Annotated in this window: 21 protein-coding genes; 5 read left to right on the top strand and 16 right to left on the bottom strand. The window is 45.1% G+C overall.

Features of this window, described 5'->3' with window-relative positions:
• Positions 1-55 precede the first annotated feature (55 nt).
• The gene (torT, locus tag Q4Q50_RS14165) at positions 56-1,132 is read left to right on the top strand and encodes a TMAO reductase system periplasmic protein TorT (RefSeq protein WP_371824887.1); all 1,077 of its coding nucleotides are present in this window, start codon (positions 56-58) and stop codon (positions 1,130-1,132) included.
• Here the strand turns inward: torT and torR are convergent.
• Complete coding sequence (gene torR, locus Q4Q50_RS14170; protein ID WP_311899845.1) at positions 1,129-1,839, bottom strand: two-component system response regulator TorR; 711 nt, start codon at positions 1,837-1,839, stop codon at positions 1,129-1,131. The genes torT and torR overlap by 4 nt on opposite strands.
• 199 nt (positions 1,840-2,038) lie before the next feature.
• Between torR and Q4Q50_RS14175 the strand changes: the two genes are divergently transcribed.
• Positions 2,039-2,410: a PilZ domain-containing protein gene (locus Q4Q50_RS14175; RefSeq protein ID WP_006082695.1), complete on the top strand. Its 372-nt coding sequence runs from the start codon at positions 2,039-2,041 to the stop codon at positions 2,408-2,410.
• Between the two features lie 81 nt (positions 2,411-2,491).
• On the opposite strand, the gene radA is transcribed toward Q4Q50_RS14175, so the two are convergent.
• Positions 2,492-3,856 carry a DNA repair protein RadA gene (gene radA / locus Q4Q50_RS14180; protein WP_311891587.1) on the bottom strand — a complete coding sequence of 455 codons (1,365 nt, stop codon included), beginning with the start codon at positions 3,854-3,856 and terminating at the stop codon, positions 2,492-2,494.
• A gap of 103 nt (positions 3,857-3,959) precedes the next feature.
• Here radA and Q4Q50_RS14185 point away from each other — a divergent pair, with 103 nt between their 5' ends.
• Positions 3,960-6,341, top strand: coding sequence for a PilZ domain-containing protein (locus tag Q4Q50_RS14185; RefSeq protein ID WP_106651294.1), 2,382 nt, complete (start codon positions 3,960-3,962; stop codon positions 6,339-6,341).
• Here Q4Q50_RS14185 and Q4Q50_RS14190 read toward each other — a convergent pair.
• Both Q4Q50_RS14190 and serB read right to left on the bottom strand, forming a co-directional pair.
• On the bottom strand, positions 6,338-7,333 hold the full coding sequence (locus Q4Q50_RS14190) for an alpha/beta fold hydrolase (protein ID WP_311899846.1): 996 nt from the start codon (positions 7,331-7,333) through the stop codon (positions 6,338-6,340). The two genes, Q4Q50_RS14185 and Q4Q50_RS14190, sit on opposite strands and share 4 nt — an antisense overlap.
• Positions 7,334-7,461: 128 nt before the next feature.
• A complete protein-coding gene (gene serB, locus Q4Q50_RS14195) occupies positions 7,462-8,442 on the bottom strand; it encodes a phosphoserine phosphatase SerB (RefSeq protein WP_311899848.1) in 981 nt (326 codons plus the stop codon).
• 79 nt (positions 8,443-8,521) lie between these two features.
• Between serB and Q4Q50_RS14200 the strand changes: the two genes are divergently transcribed.
• Positions 8,522-9,556, top strand: coding sequence for a YtjB family periplasmic protein (locus tag Q4Q50_RS14200; RefSeq protein ID WP_311899849.1), 1,035 nt, complete (start codon positions 8,522-8,524; stop codon positions 9,554-9,556).
• Positions 9,557-9,747: 191 nt separating this feature from the next.
• Here the strand turns inward: Q4Q50_RS14200 and deoD are convergent, their stop codons facing one another.
• From deoD to pnp, 11 genes are all read right to left on the bottom strand, one after another.
• Complete coding sequence (deoD, locus tag Q4Q50_RS14205) at positions 9,748-10,458, bottom strand: purine-nucleoside phosphorylase (RefSeq protein WP_006082701.1); 711 nt, start codon at positions 10,456-10,458, stop codon at positions 9,748-9,750.
• 91 nt (positions 10,459-10,549) lie between these two features.
• Entirely contained in the window at positions 10,550-11,764 is a 1,215-nt protein-coding gene (locus Q4Q50_RS14210; RefSeq protein WP_263205892.1) for a phosphopentomutase, read from the bottom strand.
• 9 nt (positions 11,765-11,773) lie between these two features.
• On the bottom strand, positions 11,774-13,105 hold the full coding sequence (gene deoA / locus Q4Q50_RS14215; protein WP_311899850.1) for a thymidine phosphorylase: 1,332 nt from the start codon (positions 13,103-13,105) through the stop codon (positions 11,774-11,776).
• A gap of 184 nt (positions 13,106-13,289) precedes the next feature.
• Positions 13,290-14,060: a deoxyribose-phosphate aldolase gene (gene deoC / locus Q4Q50_RS14220; RefSeq protein ID WP_311891582.1), complete on the bottom strand. Its 771-nt coding sequence runs from the start codon at positions 14,058-14,060 to the stop codon at positions 13,290-13,292.
• Between the two features lie 420 nt (positions 14,061-14,480).
• Entirely contained in the window at positions 14,481-15,389 is a 909-nt protein-coding gene (locus tag Q4Q50_RS14225; RefSeq protein WP_311891581.1) for a nucleoside-specific channel-forming Tsx family protein, read from the bottom strand.
• 361 nt (positions 15,390-15,750) lie between these two features.
• Positions 15,751-17,010 (bottom strand): NupC/NupG family nucleoside CNT transporter, encoded by a 1,260-nt coding sequence (locus Q4Q50_RS14230; protein WP_220590910.1) that lies wholly within the window; start codon positions 17,008-17,010, stop codon positions 15,751-15,753.
• A 176-nt stretch (positions 17,011-17,186) separates the two neighbouring features.
• Complete coding sequence (locus tag Q4Q50_RS14235) at positions 17,187-17,951, bottom strand: TatD family hydrolase (RefSeq protein ID WP_311899852.1); 765 nt, start codon at positions 17,949-17,951, stop codon at positions 17,187-17,189.
• A 10-nt stretch (positions 17,952-17,961) separates the two neighbouring features.
• On the bottom strand, positions 17,962-18,165 hold the full coding sequence (locus Q4Q50_RS14240; protein ID WP_311899853.1) for a DUF5363 family protein: 204 nt from the start codon (positions 18,163-18,165) through the stop codon (positions 17,962-17,964).
• A gap of 90 nt (positions 18,166-18,255) precedes the next feature.
• Positions 18,256-19,836 (bottom strand): peptide chain release factor 3, encoded by a 1,581-nt coding sequence (prfC, locus tag Q4Q50_RS14245; RefSeq protein WP_261272686.1) that lies wholly within the window; start codon positions 19,834-19,836, stop codon positions 18,256-18,258.
• A 99-nt stretch (positions 19,837-19,935) separates the two neighbouring features.
• Positions 19,936-20,838 (bottom strand): lipoprotein NlpI, encoded by a 903-nt coding sequence (gene nlpI, locus Q4Q50_RS14250; RefSeq protein ID WP_220775720.1) that lies wholly within the window; start codon positions 20,836-20,838, stop codon positions 19,936-19,938.
• 192 nt (positions 20,839-21,030) lie between these two features.
• The gene (gene pnp / locus Q4Q50_RS14255; RefSeq protein WP_311899854.1) at positions 21,031-23,133 is read right to left on the bottom strand and encodes a polyribonucleotide nucleotidyltransferase; all 2,103 of its coding nucleotides are present in this window, start codon (positions 23,131-23,133) and stop codon (positions 21,031-21,033) included.
• A 195-nt stretch (positions 23,134-23,328) separates the two neighbouring features.
• Between pnp and Q4Q50_RS14260 the strand changes: the two genes are divergently transcribed.
• Positions 23,329-25,383, top strand: coding sequence for a putative bifunctional diguanylate cyclase/phosphodiesterase (locus Q4Q50_RS14260; RefSeq protein ID WP_311899856.1), 2,055 nt, complete (start codon positions 23,329-23,331; stop codon positions 25,381-25,383).
• A 167-nt stretch (positions 25,384-25,550) separates the two neighbouring features.
• On the opposite strand, the gene rpsO is transcribed toward Q4Q50_RS14260, so the two are convergent.
• Entirely contained in the window at positions 25,551-25,820 is a 270-nt protein-coding gene (rpsO, locus tag Q4Q50_RS14265) for a 30S ribosomal protein S15 (protein ID WP_106651344.1), read from the bottom strand.
• Positions 25,821-25,846: the final 26 nt, after the last annotated feature.

The raw sequence follows: 25,846 nt of genomic DNA on the forward strand, positions 1-25,846 counted from the left end.
TCCTTAAACTGTTACAATGCCACCCAAGATTATGCTTAGCGGATAATACGGGATGATGCGAAAATATTGGCAACGATGGCTCACACTCGCCACATTTGGCCTCGTGTTTTCAGGCTATGCGACAAGTGAACCCCTCACTTGGCCATTAGAGCAGCGCACGCCATTCAATGTCAAAATCCAGCAATCCCAAACATTAAACTACTTACCACTGACAAAAGCTCAAAAGCCTTGGCGGATCTGCGCCCTAGTGCCACACCTTAAAGATGCCTACTGGATTGGCATTGATTATGGACTGATCCAACATGCCAAAGCCCTTGGCGTCTCACTCGATCTCTTCGAAGCAGGCAGTTATTACCATAAAGATAAACAACTGGCCCAGCTCCAAAGCTGTATGCAAGGCGACTATGATGCCATCTTACTGGGCTCAGTCAGCCCAGATTTACTTGCCCAATTTACCGCGCCACTGACTAAACCCGTGCTAGCCCTAGTCAATAAACTTAATAGCGACCAAGTCAAAACTCATATTGGCGTCAACTGGTATCAAATGGGGCTACTGGCGGGTAACTTCATCAAAGCCGATGCAACATCACAACATCCGCAACAAACGGCAAATTTGGCACTCTTAGCCGGACCGGAAAACCTAGGTGGCACTGATTTAGTTGAGCAAGGTATACGTCAGGCGCTTGAAGGGAGCCAAGTCAAGATTAGTGCCATTCAGCACGCCGATAATAATCGCAATTTGTATCGTGACCAGTTGCAGATGCTGCTTAAAGCTCAGCAGCCAGATTATATTCTCGGCAGCGCAGTGGCGATTGAGGCCGCCATTAGTACCTTGAAACAAAAGAGATTAAGTAACAGAGTCAAGCTAGTAAGCAGTTACTTGTCCCCCGCCATTGTGCGTGGGCTCAAACGGGAAAAAGTCATCTACAGTAATGATGATCTAGTCGTATTACAGGGAAAACTCGCCATTGATGCTACAGTGAAACAACTCGAAGGCGCTCAGCCATTTGGCGATATAGGCCCTGCGATCATCAAGCGAACATCATCCTCTAACACTTTGTCTCAATTAGATTTCAGCCTAGCGGAGGCCGACTTTTACCCTCTGTACCAAGTGCGACCTCACTCGCATTAATCGTCCACTTTAGCGGCAAATAAATAACCTTCCCCATGAACAGTGACAAACAATTCAGTGTCGAGTTTATTGCGAAGACGGCGAATGATCACATCTATGGTTCTGTCATTGACATCCAGATTACGGTGACTGGTTTGCTGCATTAAACGCTCACGGGATAAGACTTGCTGCGGATGCAGAGCAAATGCGACCAGTAACTCAAATTCCGCTTTGGTGAGTTTGATCAACACATCGCCATGGCGTAATTTACGGCTGTTGAGTTCGAGTTGATAACCTTCGAAACTTAACACATCGTCCGGTTGGGATAATTCTTCGACGACCGCCAACTCAGCTTGCTTCACAAGGGAAATCCGCCACAGAAGGTTTTTTACCCTCACCAGCAACTCCCTCAGCTCGAAAGGTTTAGTCACATAATCATCGGCGCCCATTTCGAGACCAACGATTTTGTCGATAGATTCATCCCGCCCAGAGACCAGAATGATGCCCACATGAGAGCGGCTGCGCAGCTCACGGGTCAGGCTCAAACCATCGACACCGGGCAAATTGATATCTAGCATGATCAAATCGATATGTTGGCGATTAAACTCGTACCACATTTGCTCGCCATCGGCCGCCTCAACGACGCGATAACCTTCCTTTTCAAAATATCCCTTTAATCGCGCACGGATAACCGCTTCATCGTCGACAACCAGCACACTGTAAGCCATTTTCAATTTCTCTTATTTTACTTAAGTGAATTATTCATACTTTTTCATATTTGCATATGAGTGAAAGGTTAAATATGCGATCTCGGTAGCTTTATTGAACAAAAAATTGCTCTGCTTTTACAGTCACATCAATATGACATATGCTTAGGGACACTGATGGGACTACACTTAGCAGACTATGAAAGAAAAAGGATTGGGTATGGACGAAAGGCGCAAGTTTTCGCGGATTCTATTTGCCACGAATGCACATCTACAACAAGGTGTCGCACAGTGGGAGACAACCATTCTCGATTTGAGTCTAAATGGTGCCTTGGTCGAAGAGCCGCAAAATTTTATTCACTCGGGTGATGCTATTACCCTCAGCTTTATCTTGCCCGAATCTGACATCGAGATCCGTATGGAAACTGAGTTGGTCCATCAAAAAAATGCCCAATTAGGCTTGAAGTGTAACTTTATCGACGTCGACAGTATCAGCCACCTAAAACGTATGGTGGAGCTTAACTTAGGCGATGCTTCCTTGCTGAATCGCGAACTTATGTTGTTTATCGAAAAACACAATATCACAGATTAAAACACTCGCTCATAAACACAAACAGCGCCTAATGGCGCTGTTTTGCTTGCTGACATTAATCTCACTCGCGAGCATTTGATGTTAAATCGCTTCTAGCGCTTCGGATAACTTAGACACACCCACGACCTCCATTCCCGCAGGAGGCTTTTTCGGCACATTGGCCTTTGGCACTATGGCGCGCTTAAAACCATGTTTAGCGGCTTCAACTAATCGCTCTTGGCCATTGGGCACAGGCCGAATTTCGCCAGATAGCCCCACTTCACCAAAGGCGACTAAATCGCTGGGCAAAATATCCCCGCGAAAACTCGATACCATAGCCAAGAGTAACGTTAAGTCGGCACTGGTTTCTGTCACTTTCACGCCGCCCACCACGTTCACAAATACATCCTGATCCGACATCTGTAAACCGCCGTGGCGGTGCATCACGGCAAGCAACATAGCTAAACGGTTGGCATCCATACCCACAGCTACGCGCCGGGGGTTAGACATGGCCGAGTTATCCACCAACACTTGCAGTTCCACCAGTAGCGGCCGCGTACCTTCCCAGACCACCATAACAAGCGAGCCAGAAGATTCTTCTTCACCACGGGAAAGGAAAATTGCCGAAGGATTGGCGACTTCTTTTAAGCCGCGCTCTGTCATGGCAAATACGCCTAACTCGTTGATCGCACCGAAACGGTTTTTGTGGGAACGCAAGGTGCGGTAACGACTATCACTATCGCCTTCGAACATCACTGAACAGTCAATACAATGCTCCAATACCTTGGGCCCAGCCAAACTGCCATCTTTGGTTACATGGCCGACCATAATCACGGCAATGCCATTTTCTTTCGCAAAACGCGTTAAGTAAGAAGCGGATTCACGGACCTGCGACACACTGCCTGGGCTCGATGCCACATCGCTCATGTGCATCACTTGAATCGAATCGACCACTATGACTTTGGGTAATTCTTTTAGGGCAACTTCGCAAATTTGCTCAACGCTGGTTTCAGACAACATCCGCAGTTTATTGGTTGGTAAACCAAGGCGATGGGCACGCATGGCCACTTGCTGCAAGGACTCTTCACCCGTGACATACAGTGCAGGCATTTGCTCGGCCAGATGACACAAGGTTTGCAATAAAAGCGTACTCTTACCCGCACCAGGATGTCCGCCAATCAAAATGGCTGAACCTGGCACTATTCCGCCACCGAGCACTCGGTCTAACTCCCCGAAATGACTCAATATTCGCGGCAGAGCATTGAGATCGATTTGATCTAATGTCTTCACTTCATTGCTGCTCGCACCAGCGTAACCGACAAACTTAGTGCTGCGCCCAGGAGAAGCCGCACCGAGCCTGACCTCAGTAATCGTATTCCATTCCTGACAAGCACTACATTGACCTTGCCAACGGGGAAAGTCTTGTCCACACTCATTACATACGTACGCTGTTTTATTCTTTGCCATAACTTATTAAAATCTGTATAAAATCAATTTAAGTAACGATGAATACTGCCGACATAAGACTAACACAGCACGGCATAAAATCAGCATTAGAAAAGAACCCTACATGAGTCTAGATAACCACAGTGCACTCATCGAACAGCTCAAGCCGTTACTCATGGAACCTAACTTCCAAGAGATTTTTCAGCAGCTGACGATAGATGAAACCAATTCGACCCGTTTTCTTGTGAAAATGGAATTGAGTCGTTTGGCTTCGCCTTGCACCCGAATTATCGATCTCAGGGATAAATCAGAGCTTCCTTGTACTGAAGTCATGTTAGGTCAACAGCGACATTTTTTAGATGAGCCAGCCAAAAGCAGTATGCATGAGGCCATGTCACTGTTTCGCAACCAATATACCTTAGGTGTGTATGAATATGTGCTCAATGCCCATCAACAGCGTCGGGTAAAATTACGCCAAGGTGTGACTCAGGTTGAAGCCGCCGAGCCAGAACCTTTTATGGTGCCAGGCGTAGTATTAGGCAGTTATTTCAACCGCGCTGAGGAGCGGATGAATTACAGTATTCGCATTGCGGCATCACAATCCGGTCGAGGTGAAGTACCTGGGATCACGGCAGATTTATCTATCGGCGGCGCCCGTATTCGCCTCGCCGCCAATCATCCCTTCGATCTCGACCAACCACTCAAAGTTAAGTTACTGGAACTCAGTGAAGAGTTTTACTATCCCGATCTCCAGCTCGGCGTGGATTATCAGATTGTCGATAGCCAAACCAATGGCGAATATATTTGGCTAAGGCTCAAACGCCTTGGTGGCAGCGAAGCCTTAAGTGAAATGCTCGGCAATTTAATCCGCGGCTATAAACTGCGTTACAAGGTAGATGTCAATGATGTGATAGTGAGTGCAACAGGACTCGGATTTGAACGCCATTATTTACCTCACCTGCCCCACTTGCCTTTGTATTTCAATACTCAAACCCAAGGTTTGAGTCACATGCTGCTCAGCCGTGACAACCAACAGATAGTGCATTACTTTCAAGATGAAAATGATGTCAGCCAATTACCAGCCATGCTGACCCCAAGCCGAGTATCGGCATTGCTGAGTCATCCAGAAAATCCCGACCACGGGCTATTTTTTAGCTTTACCTATAATGCCCAAGGCTGCTTATATTTTTACTCTGCCACCTTAGCGGAGCTTAAAGCTAAGGGCATGATGCCTTTATTCCTAGGCTTTGCATCGACCAAACCTAGCTGGCGGATCTTTAAAGTTACCCAAGATAAAATTTATCATGATAAGGGCTATCGCCGCGCAACCCTGCCGGGCGATGAGGCTAAATTCAGCCCACTGGTTGAACAGCAGTTATCGCAGTTTAGTCATTTACTGCAGCTCATCGATATCAGCAATGAAGATGCCAGAGGGCATTACAAAGCCTGGCAAGACAACAGTAATGCCAATGCCCTTAAAACCTTTGGTCAACAACGATTAACCGCCAATCAAATTAAGTTAGTTTCCATGCAGTTTAGCGAGCGACGCCAAGAGGCTCGTTTCGCCTTTAAAACCTTAGTCAACGTGACGCAAGACAAGCTAAAAGCCACGGGCATTACTTTAGATATCTCTAGCCGTGGCATGCAATTAACCTTAGACAATCCGACAGAGTTCTCATCGAATAAACCGCTACTGTTAAGCTTCCCTAAACTACAAACCATTGCGGGTAAAACACAGTTAGATAATCTCCCTTACCGTTTAGTGCGAACCCGTAAGAATGGTGTAACACTGCATTTAACCGCAGTCATGGGCCATACACCCCATGTGGGGGTCGAGTTTTTAAATAAACTGATTGCCCATAATAAGGAAAAGTTAGAACAACTGACTGAGAACAATAGTGAAGCGAATGAACTTGCCGATGGTTTAAAAAATATTTTGATGCATGATTTGCATTCTGTGCCCTACTTTGTTGAAAAAACGACAAAATCGGCTCAAGTCGCGTGTTTAGGCGTAGGTACACAACAGGATGAGATCAGCGATATTTTTGCCGCTGGCACGTCAGATACTCTGCAATATAATTTAGCACCGCTGCTAAAAGACGGTTTCTTTAAGCGGGATATCCTCGAACCTATTCGCCAGATGAAACCCCAGCAAGATATGGATTTCATTGAAGTGTTTGTCCAGTTGATACGTCAATCTCGTGGCAAAATCTTTTTGAAATGCACTTCAGCCACAGAAGTCGGTGATGTGGATGCTCAGATAACCTTTATCAATCAGAGCAAAGCGTTAGGCCGATTCCTCGCCCTACGCGTTTACCGAGGTGCGACTGAGAAGCCAGACATGAGTTATCTGCGTCGCGAATTGGAATACATTAATATTCATGCAAACCATAAAGCTAAACAATTAGAAGAACAGTTATGGCGGATAATTGGTGTCGGTGAACTGTTAGATATTACCCAAGAGGTTGAACTAAGATACCCTGCAATCCATAAAAAACAGTCTTAATTGTTTAATACCGCCAGATCAAAACTTAAATACCAATCCCTAATCTTAGGAAAATGATCACTGCTAGCATCTATATGCGTCAGCATATCGGCATGACCATAATCATGTTTAAAACCATTATCCTTAGAAAGAAGCGTTGATTTCACCCGTTTAAAGCCGCACTCTGCGACCATATCAGCCACATCTTCTGGATGCCCAAGCACAGTATCGCTCTGCCCTGAGATAAACCAAGCTAGTGGCCAATTAGCGAATGTTGCCGCTTTCGCATAATCAAATCCATCGTCGTGATCGAGCCAATCTCCTCGCACCCAATCGATACTTTGAACTAATGAGGCGCGGCTTTCATTGTCCATACCGATGCGCAACTTGTCGGCAGCAAGGTAACCTTGGCCCATAGCTAAACCTGGCGCTAAACGATTCCAAAAAACATCAACCATTAACCACTTTTTGAAGGATTTAACCCGAATCGTCCGCTTGCTACCGAAGGTAAGCAGTGAACGAACGCTTTGTTGTAACTCAGGATAACGGGCCAGACTGCTCGCCATTAACACCCCGCCCCATGAATGGGCGCACCAATGCACCTGCGAAGGCGGCACGATTTTGCAATCATGCTTAGCCGCCTGTTCTTGGCAGGCTTTTTGATGTAAATCGAGAATGGCCTGCTGCACTAAAGGTAATTGCTCGCGGATCACTTCACCTTGCCCTAAGGTAAAATCCCGATCGATTTTCGGCAAACTGAGCCCTCTGCCAGCGGTATCCAACACATACACCACAAATCCCGCCTTAGCCAAAAAACAACCTAGGCCACGGCCACTTTGGCTATAGAACACCCGACCGTTAGACATGGCACCATGGAGCATGAGAATAGGCGTCTTAGAAAAATCAGGCACCGACGGTAATAACTGACGTAGATGCAGTTGGCCATCGCGGTACGGCAGAAAGATTGAAGACTGTGAAATGGGTAATGTTGAGCCTTGAGCGAGCTGAGTCAAAATGAGTCACTGGTAGTTTATCAATCTCCCTAAACTACCAGCTCATCAATAAAAGACAAGAGTCATTACTCTAACTCAGCCCTGACTTAGGCTTTCATCTCGACTCAAATTTCAAATAAATGAATAACCTAGATTTGCAACAGATAAGGTAAAACGCGCAGGTCGAGGTGGCGAATATTGGCATCCGCCGCCGCTGCCAGCTTAGGTTTGGCATGGAAAGCAATACCAAAATCCGCCGCCATCACCATAGGGATATCATTGGCGCCATCGCCGATAGCGACGCTTTGACCTTTGGGAATGCCCCACTGCTCACTGCAACGCTCAACCACATCCGCCTTAAACTGCGCATCCACGACTTTACCCGTCACTTCACCCGCGAGTTTGTCATCAGTGATGACTAACTCATTAGCAAAGGCCGCATCTAAGCTTAGAAGCTGTTTTAAATGACCCACAAAAGGCGTAAAGCCACCAGATGCCACCACTAAACGCCAGCCATGGGATTTAAGTTCTAACAGCATGGACTCAAGCCCAGGCATTAAAGGTAAGTTGTCGCACAAGGTCGTGATAATACTGGCATCAGCACCCTTAAGCTGTGCCACGCGCTGACGTAGACTCTGTTCAAAATCTAGCTCGCCTTGCATAGCACGTTCAGTAATCGCCGCCACGCGCTCACCAACACCCGCCATGGCCGCTAATTCATCAATACATTCAATCTGAATCGCAGTGGAGTCCATGTCCATCACTAATAAGCCGGGATGGTTCAAACGAGGTAAATCAAAATTGATGACATGCAGTTCAGCCAAAGACTGCGGGAATGCTGCTAACTGCGCCTGAGAAGGTAAATTTACCAGTGCCAACTCGATACAATGTAAGCCGACTTGGCGTTCGATATGTGAAATACCGATAACATCAGACGAAGGCAATGCCGCAATCCAGGCCGATATTGCGCCCTCTACCACGGCATCTTGATAAATAATTCGCACACGTGAGACACCAGCGGGATATGCTGACTCTTGATAACGTTCAAACACTTGCCCTTGGTGTTCAAACCTTGGGGAATGGTCAGAGACTAACCACAAAAAAAGCGCATCTTGGTTCAAGCTTTCCATCGGACTTAAATTCTCCAACTATCGGGCTCACTCAGAATCAATTATGATTAGGCAAGCGCTCTACATTTTAAGGGTCAAAGTGTTATATCTTAAAGGGCTAAAGAAAAGCCATAAAATCAGTAGACTGATCCAAATTGCCGCCGCCTTCGCCTTGATATTAGGCTTAGTGCAATTGTGGCAGACAAGCCTACTACAAGGTCAGCTGCTTCTAAAGTCCCAAACTCAAAAGATGGCCAGATTACTGGTGCAGCAAACCGCTTATGGTGCCGCGCCCGCACTACAACTGCAAAATGATGAGCAGTTGCAATGGCTCGCCAGCGCTTTAGTCGAAGATCCTAAGGTGATGTCTGCGGCTATCTTCAGCGACCAAGGCATGCGGTTATCCTTCGCCCAAAGCATCACTAAGGATGTAGTTGATCCTGACTCGGAAGAAATGAATTTGCTACTAAGCAAATATCCTCCCTATGTAGAGCCCGTGATCCAAGAAGGGAAAAATCTAGGTTATGTCGAAGTCAGGCTCGATACCAAGCTGTTTTTCAACGAAATCAAAGAAGCCCACAACTTAAACATGGAACAACAACAAATCATGCTGCTGGTTGCAGGCTTGATTGGTATGTTGCTTTCGCGCTCTTTGTCTTTCAAACGCGCCGATTTTGACCGCCGCCGCTTTAGGGTTAAGCTGCGTCAAGCGCCGAAAAAACCTAAGAAACGCTCATCAGCAGAAGAGCCATCAGAAAGTGTTAATGATGGTTTGGCGCAAGAGCTAACCGAAGATCAACTGGTGTCGACCACTGATAACCCACAAGAAAAAGCGGCTAAACCCACTAAGGCGCCAAAAGCAGTGACAGAGGCAAATACCGATAAGCTCACTCAGACCAGCGTGCAAACTAAGGCCGAAAAAACGTCAAAAAAATCATTGGAATTACAGGATAATACAGCAGTTGAAAACGCGGCAAACGATGCGGAACAAGCGGCACCTGTTAAGGTTAAACCTAAAGTGAAAAGTGTCCGTCGGGTAAAACACGCGACTAAAGCAACAGCCGCTGCGGCCGAAACCTCGACGCCAAAAACACCCAGTGAACCAAGTGATCTCGACACAGATTCAACAGGTTAATATCTATTTCGATAGATAAGGTAAATCACTAATCTATTGATAGCTAAGCTCTAGATAAGCCATAAACAAGCAATTTCTAATAACCAAACCATTAATAACAAAGTCGAATAGAACAGCCGCTAAAAATTGGCATAAAAAAGGGTTCGCATTGCGAACCCTTTTTTCAGTAGCACACTCTTACAGAATAACAGTTACAGTGTAATCGCTGCTTCTAATGTCATGATGATCATGTCATTGAATGTGGTTTGACGTTCTTCTGCAGACGTCTTTTCACCGGTGCGGATGTGGTCAGATACAGTCACAACGCACAGGGCACGTGCACCAAACTCATGGGCAACGCCGTACAAACCAGCCGCTTCCATTTCTACGCCTAATACGCCCATCTTCTCCATCACGTCAAACATTTGTGGATCAGGAGTGTAGAACAGGTCCGCAGAGAAAATGTTACCTACGCGAATTTTAGTACCACGAACTTTCGCAGACTCGATAACCGCATTCATCAGCTCATAGTTAGCGATAGCGGCGAAATCTTGGCCTTTGAAACGTAAACGGTTAACCGCTGAGTCAGTACATGCACCCATACCAATGATCACGTCACGTACTTTTACGTCAGTGCTGATCGCACCACAAGTACCCACACGGATTAGGTTTTTAACGCCGTAATCACGAATTAATTCAGTTGCATAGATAGAGCATGAAGGAATACCCATGCCAGAACCCATAACTGAAATACGCTTACCTTTGTAAGTACCAGTAAAACCTAGCATGTTTCGAACATCAGTCACTTGCTCAACATTTTCTAAGAATGTTTCAGCAATATATTTTGCACGTAATGGATCGCCTGGAAACAGCATTGTCTCAGCGAATGCGCCCTCTACAGCATTAATGTGTGGTGTTGCCATCGAAATAACCCCTGTTTATTTTATTAAGACTTAAGTCTTTGTTTACTGACGGCAAATGTCAGCCGCCAAATCGAAATAAATGCTAATTTGCCTAAAGGAACGATTCGCCATAGGCCATAGGTTCAAGCTTAAAGTGGCTCGCAATAGATTGGCCGATATCGGCAAAGCTGTTACGACGCCCCAGCGATCCCGCTTTCAATCCAGCGCCAAAAGCTAATACTGGCACATATTCACGGGTATGATCAGTGCCTTGCCATGTTGGATCGCAACCGTGATCCGCCGTTAAAATCAGCAGATCGTCTTCACCTAATAATGCGAGCATTTCAGGCAAACGGGCATCGAAATATTCCAGCCCTTTGGCGTAGCCAGCAACATCACGGCGATGACCGTAGTGAGAGTCGAAATCAACGAAGTTAGTAAACACTATAGTGTTATCACCCGCAGATTTCACTTCGGCTAAGGTCGCATCGAAAAGTGCTTCTAAGCCGTTCGCCTTCACTTTTTTAGTGATACCACAGTAAGCATAAATGTCGGCAATCTTGCCCACACTCACTACTTCACCGCCAGCCTCTTTCAGCTTATCGAGTACAGTTTTTGCAGGTGGCGCGAGCGAATAATCCTTACGATTGCCAGTACGGGCAAAATCACTTGGACCAGTACCATCAAATGGACGGGCAATGACGCGACCTATGTTGTAAGGCTCTAACTCTTCACGGGTTATTTCGCAAAGACGATAGAGATTGTCTAAACCGAAGGTTTCTTCATGACAAGCGATTTGGAATACTGAATCAGCAGAGGTGTAGAAAATAGGCTTGCCAGAGCGCATGTGCTCTTCGCCTAACTCTTCTAAAATAGTTGTACCTGAGGCATGGCAATTACCTAAGAATCCATCCAGACCTGCACGGGCTAAGATCTTATCCGTCAGTTCTTTAGGAAAAGAATTTTGATGCTCGCTGAAATAACCCCACTCGAATAGTACGGGCACGCCCGCCATCTCCCAGTGACCGCTCGGCGTATCTTTACCCGAACTTAACTCTTGTGCATGACCATAAGCACCAATCAGCTCAACATTATCGCCAAAACCGGGGGCAAAGGCGCCAGTACTTTCCATCGCTGCATGGCCTAAACCTAAGCGCGCTAAGTTAGGTAATTTCAGCGGGCCTTCACGGCCAATATCGGCTTTGCCTTCGGCGCATACTTTAGCAATATGGCCAAAGGTATCGGAACCGACATCACCAAAGCTTGCTGCATCAGCAGAAGCACCGACTCCAAAGGAGTCCAACATCATAATAATGGTACGTTTCATAATTCTTCCTTAAAGATCCGATGCACGAATATAGGCATAGATCTCAGGTGTTTTTTCTGGAGCGGTTTCACCAATGTGAATCGCTTTTTTCACCGCGAGTTCCGCTTCCGCGAAGGCGGCTTCAGATTGTGCATGGATAACGGCAATCGGCGTCGATGAATCCACTTTATCGCCTAGGGCACACACTTGGGTTAAGCCAACACTATAGTCTAGTGCATCGCCAGGCTTACGGCGGCCGCCACCTAAGGTCACAACCGCTAAACCTAATTCACGGGTATCCATGCTATAGGCATAACCTTTCATATCGGCAAAAACTGGACGAATAATTTGTGATTGCGGTAGGTATTTATTGTAGTTTTCAACAAAATCGACTGGACCACCAAGACCCGACACCATCTTGCCAAAGAGTTCTGCAGCGCGACCATTGTCGAGTACACGATTCAGTTTAGCGCGAGCATCGGCTTCATTGCTTGCAAGACCGCCCAGAAGCAACATCTCAGCGCAAAGACCCATAGTGACTTCATATAAACGCGGGTTACGGTAAGCACCCGTTAAAAAGTCGATGGCTTCTTTCACTTCAACCGCGTTACCGGCGCAAGATGCAAGCACTTGATTCATATCGGTAAGCAAAGCTGTCGTTTTAGTGCCCGCGCCATTAGCAACAGCTGCAATACTGCGAGCTAATTCTTCCGATGCTTCATAGGTTGGCATAAAGGCGCCGCTACCAACTTTCACGTCCATCGCCAGCGCATCTAAATTACAGGCTAATTTCTTAGACAGAATCGATGCTGTGATGAGGGAAATGGATTCAACAGTGGCGGTATTATCGCGGATAGAATAGAAACGTTTGTCGGCAGGAACGAGATCGCCTGTTTGGCCAATAATCGCCACACCGACTTCTTTAACCACTTTGCGGAACAATTCACTTGATGGCTCAGTTTGATAACCCGGAATTGCATCAAACTTATCGAGCGTGCCGCCCGTATGACCTAGGCCACGCCCAGAAATCATAGGCACATAACCACCACAAGCCGCAGCCATAGGGCCAAGCATAAGGCTAATCACATCGCCCACACCGCCAGTGCTGTGCTTGTCAATAACAGGGCCATTGAGTCCCAATGACTGCCAATTAAGTACAGTGCCAGAATCACGCATCGCTGTTGTTAAATCGATTCTTTCATCCATATTCATGTCATTAAAGTACACAGCCATGCCTAATGCCGCGATCTGGCCTTCGGACACTGCGTTAGTAGTGATACCTTGAACAAAGAACTGTATTTCTTCGGAACTTAGCGCTAAACCATTACGTTTTTTACGAATAATCTCTTGAGCTAGAAACATGATACTGCCTCCAAGATAGGCACTAACAACCCTGTCGCTAGTGCTTATCTTTGCAATGAAACATCAAAACTGTAGCAATATTACAAGTTCATACTATCGAAGTTTTGAGTTTGCCAAATAGATTTAGGTCACACTTAATTAGGCTCGCTATACGCTGATAGTATTAATCAGCGATAGTTTGCAATTAATAGCCTTGAGTCGGCTTAGGCGTATCAGCTAATTCTAGTGTGTGTAACAAGCTGTTTAGTAAACTTGAAGCACCAAATCTAAAGGTACGTGGTGAAACCCAATCAGCACCTAAAATACGCTCAGCAACACCGAGGAATTCAGCTGCTTGTGCAGCATCACGCACACCACCGGCAGGCTTGAAGCCTACTTGGGTATTCTTCTCGCTGATCACAGTTAACATGATTTCAGCCGCTTCAAGTGTGGCGTTTACAGGCACTTTACCAGTAGAGGTTTTAATAAAGTCAGCACCTGCATCGATTGAAAGCTCAGATGCACGGCGGATAAGCGCAGGATCAGCTAACACGCCAGATTCGATGATGACTTTTAACAAGACTTCACCACAGGCTTCTTTACAGGCTTTAACTAATTCAAAACCAATTGTTTCATTGCCTTCCATCAGTGCGCGGTATGGGAATACCACGTCAACTTCGTCAGCACCATAGGCAACGGCAGCGCGAGTTTCTAGCACAGCAATGGCAATGTCATCATTGCCATGGGGAAAATTAGTCACAGTGGCAATTTGGATATCTTCAGCACCAATTTCATCTAACGTCTTGCGTGCAATCGGGATGAAACGTGGGTAAATGCAGATAGCGGCAGTATTGCCCGCAGCCGTTTTCGCTTTGTGGCACAGGTCGATCACTTTTTGATCTGTGTCGTCATCATTCAAAGTCGTTAAGTCCATCAACTCAATGGCGCGTTGTGCTGCTTTTTTTAAATCAGTCATAATAGCTCTCCAAAATAAAAATTAAATGAATAGAAATCAGTCGCATAAAAGCAACGCTTGAGAGGTGGCATTATTTTGATTATTTTTATATGGCCGGGCCTTCAGGCGGTGCCGAGTAATTTGCTTGTACAAACTACCTTGTTGTAGGTATTCAATCTTGCCTAAGTCATAAAGAACAATAGGCATCCTGACACTTAAAATAACTTATAAGTGACCACGACTTGAATCCTTGAAGACCGGAAGAGAGGATACGAATAAAATCTTGCATCTACTTTTCCGCGAAAAATCCATTTTAGCGCGAGAAAAACACAAACCTTTATATAAACCCACTTGTTAGCCTAATAGGCTTAGATAAAGACTCATGGTAAAACAAAGATGGAGCCGCATAATGCGGCTCCAACAAGCAATGATTACAAGAGATTAGAACTTGTAAGTTGCAGTGAAGTAGTGAGCAAAACCTTTGGTCTCTAAACCAAATGTGCCTTCATCCTTCAGCAAATAAACATCGCTATATGCTTTCAGGCCGTAACCAAGCGCATAGTTATCTGAATGCCAGTGCAGACCGAAGTATGCAGCACCACCATTAGAAGTAAATGTAGTACTTACAAATTGGCCATTAGAGTCGTATTTATTTACTTCATCAGCACCAAACTGATAATCAACATAGCCTTGGAAGGAAACAAAGCTCTTGTTGTCGAAGAAATAGAAAGGCTTGAACCAGTTCATAGAGAATTGGTAACCATTCCAATCCTTAGCATTAAAATCGTAGGTTGCATACAGGTTCATACCTGTTTTGCCTAACCATGGTACCATTACATCGGCACCAATACCCCAAAACGACATATTGACATCGCCTGGATTATTAATTTTTTGTGGACCTGGATGATCTTCAACATCAAAAGAAATGCTTTGGCCTTGGATTGCACCACCGCCCCAGTTGAACAGAGTAGAGAAGTAAACTTCTTGTACTGGGCCAAAAGATAAATCTTTACCAGTAATAGCATCTAAAGAGAAACGTGGCGCAAATTTCATAAACATCTTGCTATCGCCACCAGTTTTATCACCTGAGCTGCTGTTAGCTAAATTGAAGACGTCTACATAACCATATAAATCAACGATCCCCTTACGACCACCAAATTCCATTTCTAAGTAGTCATGGCCGCCATCATCAGCATCACCACGTGGTAATTCATTAACAGCATACATAGCATTAAACTGCATCCACTTATAATCAGTGGCATAAATATCAGAACGATCAGCGGCAAATGCGTTGCCAGAGATTGCAGCTACTGCTGTAGCAGCTAAAGCTAAAGTTTTAACGTTTTTCATCATCAACCCCATTTATCTTGTTTACTACCATCGAGGGTAGCGTTCTTTTTGTGGCGCTCGCATTCTACCTAGATTAAATAAAATCTCAATAATCTAGCGTAAAATCACAAACACAAAATTCTTAATTGTGAACAAAGTCGCGACTTCTGCATTACGATTAATTAACTTAACCGTGTTCCCGCGACATTTAAGACAGAATAACAGCGACATCTCAGTTGCATTCTGTGTCTTTCAATTGGAGAAACTATTCACTACAGGAATCACTACTGGCACTACTGGAAAATGGTTGAATTAACTTAGGTCCTGCCCTGCATGGTCAGGACCCAGTTAGTGGGGTTTCCCCCTACTGCCGTTCATTGACTTAGATAGCTAAGAACAGACCAGCAAGTGTCGCACTCATTAAGTTAGCTAAAGAGCCGGCGATAACCGCACGAATACCCATAGTAGCTAAATCATGACGACGGTTAGGAGCCATTGCACCTAAACCACCAAGCAGAATCGCGATTGATGACAAGTTAGCGAAACCACACAGAGCAAACGAGATAATCGCTTTTGTTCTGTCTGTCATTGCTAAACCTGTTTCAGCCACAACCATACCGCCATCAGCGATGTCTTTCAGGTATGGAGCAAAGTTTAAGTAAGCAACGAATTCGTTAACAATGATCTTTTGACCAATGAAAGAACCAGCGACTAATGCTTCATTCCAAGGCACACCGATAAGGAATGCTAAAGGCATGAACACATAACCGAGGATCAGTTCAAGTGTTAACTGAGGCATGCCAACCCAACCACCGATACCACCGATGATACCGTTGATCATAGCGATCAAACCAACGAAGGCTAACAACATAGCGCCAACGTTTAACGCTAAATGCATACCAGATGAAGCACCTGCTGCAGCTGCGTCTAACACGTTAGCTGGTTTGTCAGGATCTTCTGGCAAATCGCTCATGTCATTTTTAGCAACTTCAGTTTCAGGGTGCATCAGTTTAGCCATTAATAGACCACCTGGTGCTGCCATGAATGATGCGGCAACTAAGTACTCGATAGGTACACCCATCTGCGCGTAACCAGCCAATACTGAACCCGCGATTGACGCCAAACCACCGACCATGATCGCAAACAGTTCAGACTGCGTCATAGTTGGGATGAATGGACGAACAACCAGAGGAGCTTCAGTTTGACCCACGAAGATGTTAGCTGTTGCTGACATTGATTCTGTACGGCTTGTGCCCAATGCTTTTTGTAAACCACCACCTATGATACGGATGATCCACTGCATAACGCCTAAGTAATATAGAACCGCGATCAGAGAAGAGAAGAACACGATAACGGGTAACACGTTTACTGCGAAGATGAAGCCAAGTTTGAAGTTAGCTAAATCACCAAACAGGAAACCGATACCGTTTTGTGCGTAACCAATAACGCTAGAAACCGCATCAGACATACCTTTCAGAATGTCTTTACCAACAGGAACGTACAGTACAAAACCACCGAAAGCAGCTTGGATAGCTAACGCGCCACCCACTGTACGCAAATTAATTGCTTTTTTGTTATTCGATAGGAGGAAACCTATCGCAAGTAGGGTGACCACCCCTACTAAACTCATCAATATATTCATTAACCATCACCCTATTGTTAACACTTTTTAATTATGTTGTTAATCAACCTATTTCCGAGTCAGATTATACCCGAGCCTAAGTCGAAAATCGTCGTTTTGATCATATTTTTGGAGTTTAATTTCAATCGCTTAGTGCAGAATGCTAGTGCGACCTACACCTGTTTATTTAAAAACAACTAAAGGTCAAACAGTTGCATAGCATTCGACATCAAGTGTTCTGATATTAGAACACTTGATTTTTTTTGCAAAGTAGCGATTTTGTCTATAAAAAGAACAAGGTTAGCGGGTTGGTTACGTTTTTCAGTAACATTTATCGGCGTCATTGCCGGAGAGTCAGTCTCAAGTATGAGGTGTTCGAGTGGGAGTTCAGTGACTGTTTTGAGTAATTTTTTGGCATTGGGATTCATAATCAAACCACCAATTCCCAACTTAAAACCTAACTTAATATATTCCTGTGCTATCTCAACACTGCCAGAAAAAGCATGTATCACACCGCCTCTAGGCAATTGATACTTTTTTAAACAGGCCAAAACCTCGGGATGCGCTTTAACACTATGAATAATCACCGGCAGATTAACGGATTTAGCTAACGTCAATTGCGCCTCAAAAAACGCTAACTGCTGCGGCCAAGTAGCGGAATAAAGTTTATCTAAGCCACATTCACCAATAGCAACAAAACGAGGACATTCGAGCAACGCGGCAACTTTAGATGTTAATGCTAAGATCCCTGCATCAACATTCTCTGGGCAAAACCAAGGATGGATGCCAAGGGCAAAATAGGTTTGATATTGTGCGGCAACAGCGAGCTGTTTGTGCCAGTGTTGCGGGGACACGCCAGGAATAATCAGATTATTAACCCCAACACTGTGCATTCGCTGCACTACAGTATCGCGGTCAAGATCAAACTCGGCAAAATCTAGATGTGCGTGGGTATCAATCACTGCAAATACCTCACTCTGCGGTCGATTGACCGTTTGAATGCGCTTCAGGCGGCAATGCCGTTTCATCAGCTGCTGTCGTTTTAGCGCATTTTATCGCTAATGGCGGATCTTCAAGGCGTGGCATACAACAACGACGATTTTCGGGTGTCAGCCCCATGCGGTCGCACCACTGAATATAAACCTGCCATGTTTTTGTGATCCAATTCGCCATCATTCACATCCAAAACCGTTTTTAGATTTCATTAGATACAAAAAAGGCGGTGAATTCACCGCCATTTCAACCACTATTTTGAACCTGACCTAATTAGTGCTCGCGGGTTTTCGCAAACTCAATATCAGGATATCTTTCCATTGCAAGATTCAGGTTAACCATAGTTGGCGCAATATAGGTTAAGTTATCACCACCATCGAGTGCTAAGTTTTGGCTACACTTGCGGCGGAACTCTTCAAGCTTACGCTCATCCTTACAATAAACCCAGCGAGCAGTCGAAACGCTAATGCCTTCGTAAATGGCTTCAACGTTATATTCGCTCTTAAGACGACCAACAACCACTTCAAACTGCAACACACCCACGGCGCCAACAATTAAATCGTTAGTATCGATTGGGCGGAATACTTGCACAGCGCCTTCTTCAGACAACTGTACTAAGCCTTTTAACAGCTGCTTTTGCTTAAGCGGATCGCGCAGACGAATACGGCGGAACATTTCAGGGGCGAAGTTAGGCACACCAGTGAAACGGAATTTTTCGCCTTGGGTAAAAGTATCGCCAATACGAATAGTGCCATGGTTATGCAAACCAATGATATCGCCTGGGTAAGCTTCTTCAGCACGCTCACGATCGCCCGCCATAAAGGTCAATGCATCGCTGACGTTAACATCTTTACCGATACGCACATGGTGCATTTTCATGCCCTGCTCGTAACGGCCAGAACAAACACGCATAAAGGCGACACGGTCACGGTGTTTTGGATCCATATTTGCTTGGATTTTAAACACAAAACCAGTGAATTTCTCTTCTTCAGGCATAACTACGCGTGCATCGCTTTCGCGCGGTAATGGCTTAGGTGCCCACTCAACGATACCGTCAAGAATATGATCCACACCAAAGTTACCTAACGCGGTACCAAAGAACACTGGCGTCAGCTCACCTTTCAAGAAAGCCGCATGGTCAAATTCATTCGATGCGCCACGCACTAATTCCATCTCATCACGTAAATCAGCGGCATAACTGCCTATCGCTTTATCAAGATCAGGATTATTGATACCCTTCACCACGCGACGCTCTTGGATAGTATGCCCCATACCACTTTGATACAGCACGACTTCATCACGCAGTATGTGGTAAATACCTTTGAATTCTTTACCGCTGCCAATAGGCCAAGTAATAGGTGCGCAGGCAATATTGAGTACGTTTTCGACTTCATCCATCAAATCGATAGGATCACGGATATCACGGTCGAGTTTGTTCATAAAGGTCACGATCGGCGTATCACGCAGACGGGTCACTTCCATCAACTTAATGGTACGGTCTTCTACACCCTTTGCAGAGTCAATGACCATCAGACAGGAGTCTACAGCCGTTAGCGTACGATAGGTATCTTCGGAGAAGTCTTCGTGACCAGGCGTGTCGAGTAGGTTAACGAGGGCGCCACCATAGGGGAACTGCATAACAGACGTAGTAATCGAAATACCACGGTCCTTCTCCATTTCCATCCAGTCAGACTTAGCATGCTGACCCGATTTTTTGCCTTTAACCGTACCCGCTTTTTGCAAAGCGTTTCCGAATAACAGCACTTTTTCGGTAATGGTTGTTTTACCCGCGTCGGGGTGCGATATGATCGCGAAGGTGCGACGTTTATCGACCTCTACTTTATTGCCTGACATGTTAACCTATGCACTAGTATCGCTAAAAAGGCGCAAATTATAGCGCCTCAGTTCGAGCTTGGCTAGGCAAAGCCCGAGATGAGCTCGGGCAGAGGGGGGTTATTTTGTGGCTTCGAGCAAACCTTTAACTTTAGCGAGCTCAATCCGCGCATATCTATGTTCAACAAAATCATAAATATTGGTGGCCAGTGCTAAGCGGAAATAGTTAGCAGCATCTTGATATTGCTTGTTTTCAATAGCCATTTTCGCCAAGTAAAAATAAGCCTCACATAAACGTTCTGCATATTCTTTAGGATGAGTTAAGCCGACTTTGGCGGCAGCAAACACCTCATCATGGCTCTTAGTACCTAAATAATAATCAACGATAACGGTCGCCCATGCATCATTGTCTAAATTCTTACGGTTTTCAGCTAACTGTTTTTTAGCTGCGACAGCATCATCTTTAAAATCAATCAAATACAGCCATAATGCGCGATAACCGTCTTTATTATCGCCGGCATAAAATGCCTGCATATCTTTAGTGGCTAAATCGTTACGGTCGCCATAGTACAAGGCAATACCGCGATTCAAATAGGCATAATCGTAATTAGGAGCAAGCTCTAACACGCCATCGAATGCTTCATAGGCGCTAGCGTATTCGCCTTCTTGAGTGTAATAAATCCCTAAGAAATTATAGGCATCGGCGAGATCGGGTTGCAGCTTCAGCGCTTGCATAAAATCGATGCGAGCAAGCAGTCTTAAGCCCACACTGTCGTATATCACACCACGATCGTAATGAAATCTGGCTCTCTGCTCATTAGTTAATTCAACCGTAGCCAAAATCTCGTTGAGCTTCGCTAACGTCACTTCCACTTTATAATCGGGCATAACGGGGGCGATAACCAATTTACCTTCAACATCATTATGGTTATCTAAAGGAGACTGGGTGGTAGCGCATCCGGCTAACAACAGACTGGCGCCCGCCAGCACAGCAACGACAGCGGTTCTAATTTTAAGACTCATCCATTTCTACCTTTTTAGATTCCCAACATACGCAGAAGAATCTTCATGATAGCAATCCCACCACAGGACTGCTATTGGGGAATCAAGATTAATACTGACTTTCTTAATGCCAAAAACAAAAAAGGAGATCATTTGATCTCCTTTTGATGCAATCACTTAGGAAGTGTGTGCCTATAATAAGTCAAAGACTCATTATTCAGCAGCTGCAGCTTCTTTAGTTTGTGCTTCTTTGATTGACAGACGTACGCGGCCTTGACGATCCACTTCCATTACTTTAACAGCAACTTCTTGGTTCAGTTCAAGGTGATCAGACACGTTAGCAACACGCTCATCACTGATTTGTGAAATGTGTACTAAACCGTCTTTGCCCGGCAGAATGTTCACGAACGCACCGAAATCAACGATACGGATAACTTTACCGTTGTAGATACGACCCACTTCAACTTCTGAAGTGATTTCTTCGATACGACGGATAGCTTCTTTGGTTGCTTCGCCATTTGAAGAAGCAATTTTCACAGTACCATCATCTTCCAGCTCAATCGTAGTGCCGGTTTCTTCGGTCAGAGCACGGATAACTGCGCCGCCTTTACCGATAACGTCACGGATTTTTTCTGGGTTGATCTTGATAACAGTGATACGTGGAGCGTGATCAGAAATATCATCACGGTGCGAACCAATCGCTTGATCCATCACGTTCAGGATATGTACACGCGCGCCATAGGCTTGTTGCAGTGCGATATCCATGATTTCTTTAGTGATACCTTCGATCTTGATATCCATCTGCAATGCAGTAATACCATCACGTGTACCCGCCACTTTAAAGTCCATGTCACCTAAATGATCTTCATCACCTAAGATGTCAGAAAGAACAACGAAATCATCGCCTTCTTTCACTAGACCCATAGCGATACCCGCTACAGAAGTTTTGATAGGCACACCGGCATCCATCAGCGCTAGTGAAGTACCACATACTGACGCCATAGAGCTTGAACCGTTAGATTCAGTGATTTCAGATACAACGCGCACGCTGTATGGGAATTCAGCAGCTGAAGGCATAACAGCATTGATACCGCGCCATGCTAACTTACCATGACCGATTTCGCGGCGCTTAGGTGAACCCACCATGCCCGTTTCACCAACAGAGTATGGAGGGAAGTTATAGTGCAGCATGAAACGGTTAGTGCGCTCGCCCATGATACTGTCAATCTTCTGTGCATCACGTTCAGTACCTAAAGTACAAGTGACTAACGCTTGAGTTTCACCACGAGTGAACAATGCGCTACCGTGAGTACGTGGCAATACGCCCGCTAATACACTTAAGGCACGGATCATGTCTGGTTCACGACCATCAATACGAGGCTCACCACGGATGATGCGGCCACGAACCACTTTCTTCTCTAAGCTACCCAGTAAGTTATCAACTTCACGTAAATCAACGCTTGGATTGCTCGCTAACAAGCCTTCTTTTGTTGCTGCTTTAACAACAGAAACTTGAGCATAACGATCTTGTTTAACTTGGATTTTATACGCATCACCTAAACCCGCTTCTGCAAGCTCTTTGATTTGGGCAACTAAATCGGCATCTTGCGTTGGTGCAGTCCAATCCCAAGTTGGTTTACCAGCTTCTGCTTTAAATTCAGCAATCGCTTTGATAACCACTTGTTGTTGATCGTGACCGTAAACAACAGAACCTAACATCACTTCTTCTGGTAATGCTTGGGCTTCTGATTCCACCATTAATACTGCGCCAGCAGTACCAGCAACCACTAAGTTCAGTTGGCTGGTTGCAAGTTGCGCAACACTTGGGTTCAACACGTATTCGCCATCAATGTAACCCACACGTGCAGCACCTAAAGGACCGCTGAATGGAATACCAGAAATAGCCAGTGCCGCTGAAGTACCTATCATAGAGATGATATCTGGCTCGATTTGTGGATCGACAGAGACTACAGTAATGATAACTTGAACTTCGTTTTTGAAACCATTAGGGAAAAGAGGGCGAATTGGACGGTCAATCAGACGAGCAATTAAAGTCTCATCTTCTGAAGGACGGCCTTCACGCTTAAAGAAACCACCAGGAATTTTACCTGCTGCGTAGGTTTTTTCTTGATAGTTAACAGTCAGAGGGAAAAAGTCACGACCAGCTTCTGCTTCTTTTTTACCGACAACAGTGACCAACACAGTCGTGTCACCCATGCTCGCTAAAACGGCTGCATCTGCTTGACGCGCTATAACACCTGTTTCCAGGGTGACTGTATGTTGACCATACTCAAAACTCTTTACAATAGGATTCACGTGACCCATTCCTTAATTAATGACCTTGAATTACGCGCGTAAGTATACTGCAAATCGGATCAATAGATAAAGAGCAGATAATGATGACAAATACGTAACTTTTCACTAAAGTGGTTAAATCAACAAAGAGTTGCGGTTTACATTGATACGGAAATTCTCGCAGATGGTGAATAATTATCATAAAGGATGCGCCCGATGACAGGCCGTTTTAAGTCACTGACGTGGAAACAAACTAATCTAGTCGTATTTACCGCCCTCTTTTTTGCCATTGCAATTTTTATTGTTGAAATCGCTTTAGTCGTCGTATCAACCAAACAACAGCTCACAACTACCCAGCAAGAACTCCTTGATTCAGTTGAACAACCAGCAGCAAATGCCGTCTGGGCTTTGGATGATAATTTAGCCCGCCAAACATTAGAAGGGGCCATTAAGGTTGAACATGTCGGCTCAGCAGTGATTGAGCTCGACGATGGTTCCATGTTTGTTTCAGTCAGCAATAATAAAAAGAACAACTCGCAGACTTTTATCAGCTTAAGTAACAAATTATTTGATGATCTCAAGGAAATATCTCGCCCGCTGTACCGCCCTTTTTATTTTGAAGGCACCCAACAGCAACAACTTATCGGCACATTAACAGTTTTCTACGACACCCAAGAGCTAACAAATACCCTTTTCTCACAGTTAAGATTTAGTTTTTTCGCCACACTTGCCCGCGCACTCTTGCTCACCTTAGTATTATCTGTCGTCTTCCATCGCTTCTTAACTCAGCCTATCGCACGCATCAGTGAGGCCATAGATAAGATTGAGCCCGACTCTCCGGACGAAAACCTCTTACCTATGTCCAATGCGCACAAGGATGATGAACTCGGTCTAGTGACGTCTAAATTCAACCAAATTCTTATCCAATTTAGCCAGACCCAATCCAAACTGCGCAAGATGGCGACCCGAGATCCGCTAACAGGCTTACCCAACCGCACGCTATTGCTTGAAACCATCGCAGTCACAATCCAACGTTCGCGAGTACACAAACGCAGCTTTGCCTTGATGTTTATCGACTTAGACCGCTTTAAGAATATCAACGATTCCCTTGGCCACGCATTAGGCGATCAATTTCTTGCCCGTATTGCCCGCATCCTTGAACGCTTCGTTGGCGATAAAGGCACAGTTTCCCGCTTAGGTGGCGATGAATTTGTTATTCTGGCTGATACAGTTCACACCCCTGATCAAGCGGCAGATTTTGTAGATAAGCTACTGATCCAGCTCAATGTCCCGATTCAATTAAATGAACATGCAATTCATCCTGCGGCATCGATTGGGATTTCTATTTATCCCGAAGACGGTAACAGTGCTGAAGACTTGATCCGTCACGCTGACATTGCCATGTACAGCGCGAAAGCTGCAGGCTCGAATCAATGGGCCTTCTTTAAACAGCAGATGACAGAGCGCGCAGCTGTGCGTTTACGCACCGAAGCATCTTTGCATGATGCGTTAAAAAACAACGAATTTTTACTGTATTTTCAGCCAAAACTCGACCTACAAACGGGCAAAGTGATCGCCTGTGAAGCCCTGATCCGCTGGCAAAAAGACGGCCGACTCATCAGTCCGGTTTCTTTTATTCCCGTCGCGGAAGAAACAGGGATCATCATTCCAATTGGACGCTGGGTAATAGAACAAAGCTGCAAGGTCTTGAGGGAGTGGCAGAAAAAATATAACTATGCCATCCCAATTGCGATTAATGTTGCCTCACAACAATTTGCCGATGCTAGTTTAGTTCCCGATATCAAACAGATGGCATTACGCTATCAAATCCAACCCGAGTTGTTGGAAATTGAAATCACTGAAACCTCGTTGATGAACGACATTGAACTGGCTATCGCTAAACTTGAGCAACTAAAATCTGCAGGATTTGGTATTGCCGTCGATGACTTCGGCACTGGGTATTCATCACTTTCTTACCTACGCCATTTACCCATCACCACTATGAAAATTGACCGCTGTTTCGTGTCCGATTTACCAGGGGATAGTGCAATCGCATCGACCATTTTGATGTTGGGTAAGCAGCTTAATTTGACCATTGTGGCCGAAGGAATTGAAAACGAGCAGCAATTGAATTGGTTGAAGGAGAATCAGTGCCAAGTCGGCCAAGGTTTCTATTTTAGCCAACCCTTGCCCCAAGCGGAATTTGAAGCCCTGTATATAGCGACACAGACAGCAACGATAAGCACTTTAGATGGACTACGTGGTGCTTAGAGTTCTTTAATCAAACCCAAGATTTAGGCGGCGTTAAGGCCAGCGTAAAGACATAATATCGACATACTCCGGCCTAAATCCTACACAGCTTGATTTAATCATCTACTGAATTTTAGGCAATAAAAAAGGAGGCTTAAGCCTCCTTTTTCACGCTAGTCAACGCGAGATTAACGACGTAGACCTAACTTTTGGATCAGTGCAGTGTAACGTGCTAAATCAGTACGTTTCAGGTAAGCAGTTAACTTACGACGTGAGCTAACCATACGTAACAGACCACGACGTGAGTGGTGATCGTGAATGTGCTCTTTGAAGTGATCTTGCAAATGGTTGATTTGCGCAGTTAACAAAGCAACTTGAACTTCAGTTGAACCAGTGTCGTTTTCGCCACGGCCAAATTCAGCCAAAATTTTTGCTTTTGCTTCAGTACTTAGTGACATGTATATCTCCAAATAAATAATTATGA

It is taken from the genome of Shewanella scandinavica, from assembly GCF_031932065.1.
GTDB classification, from domain to species: domain Bacteria; phylum Pseudomonadota; class Gammaproteobacteria; order Enterobacterales; family Shewanellaceae; genus Shewanella; species Shewanella baltica.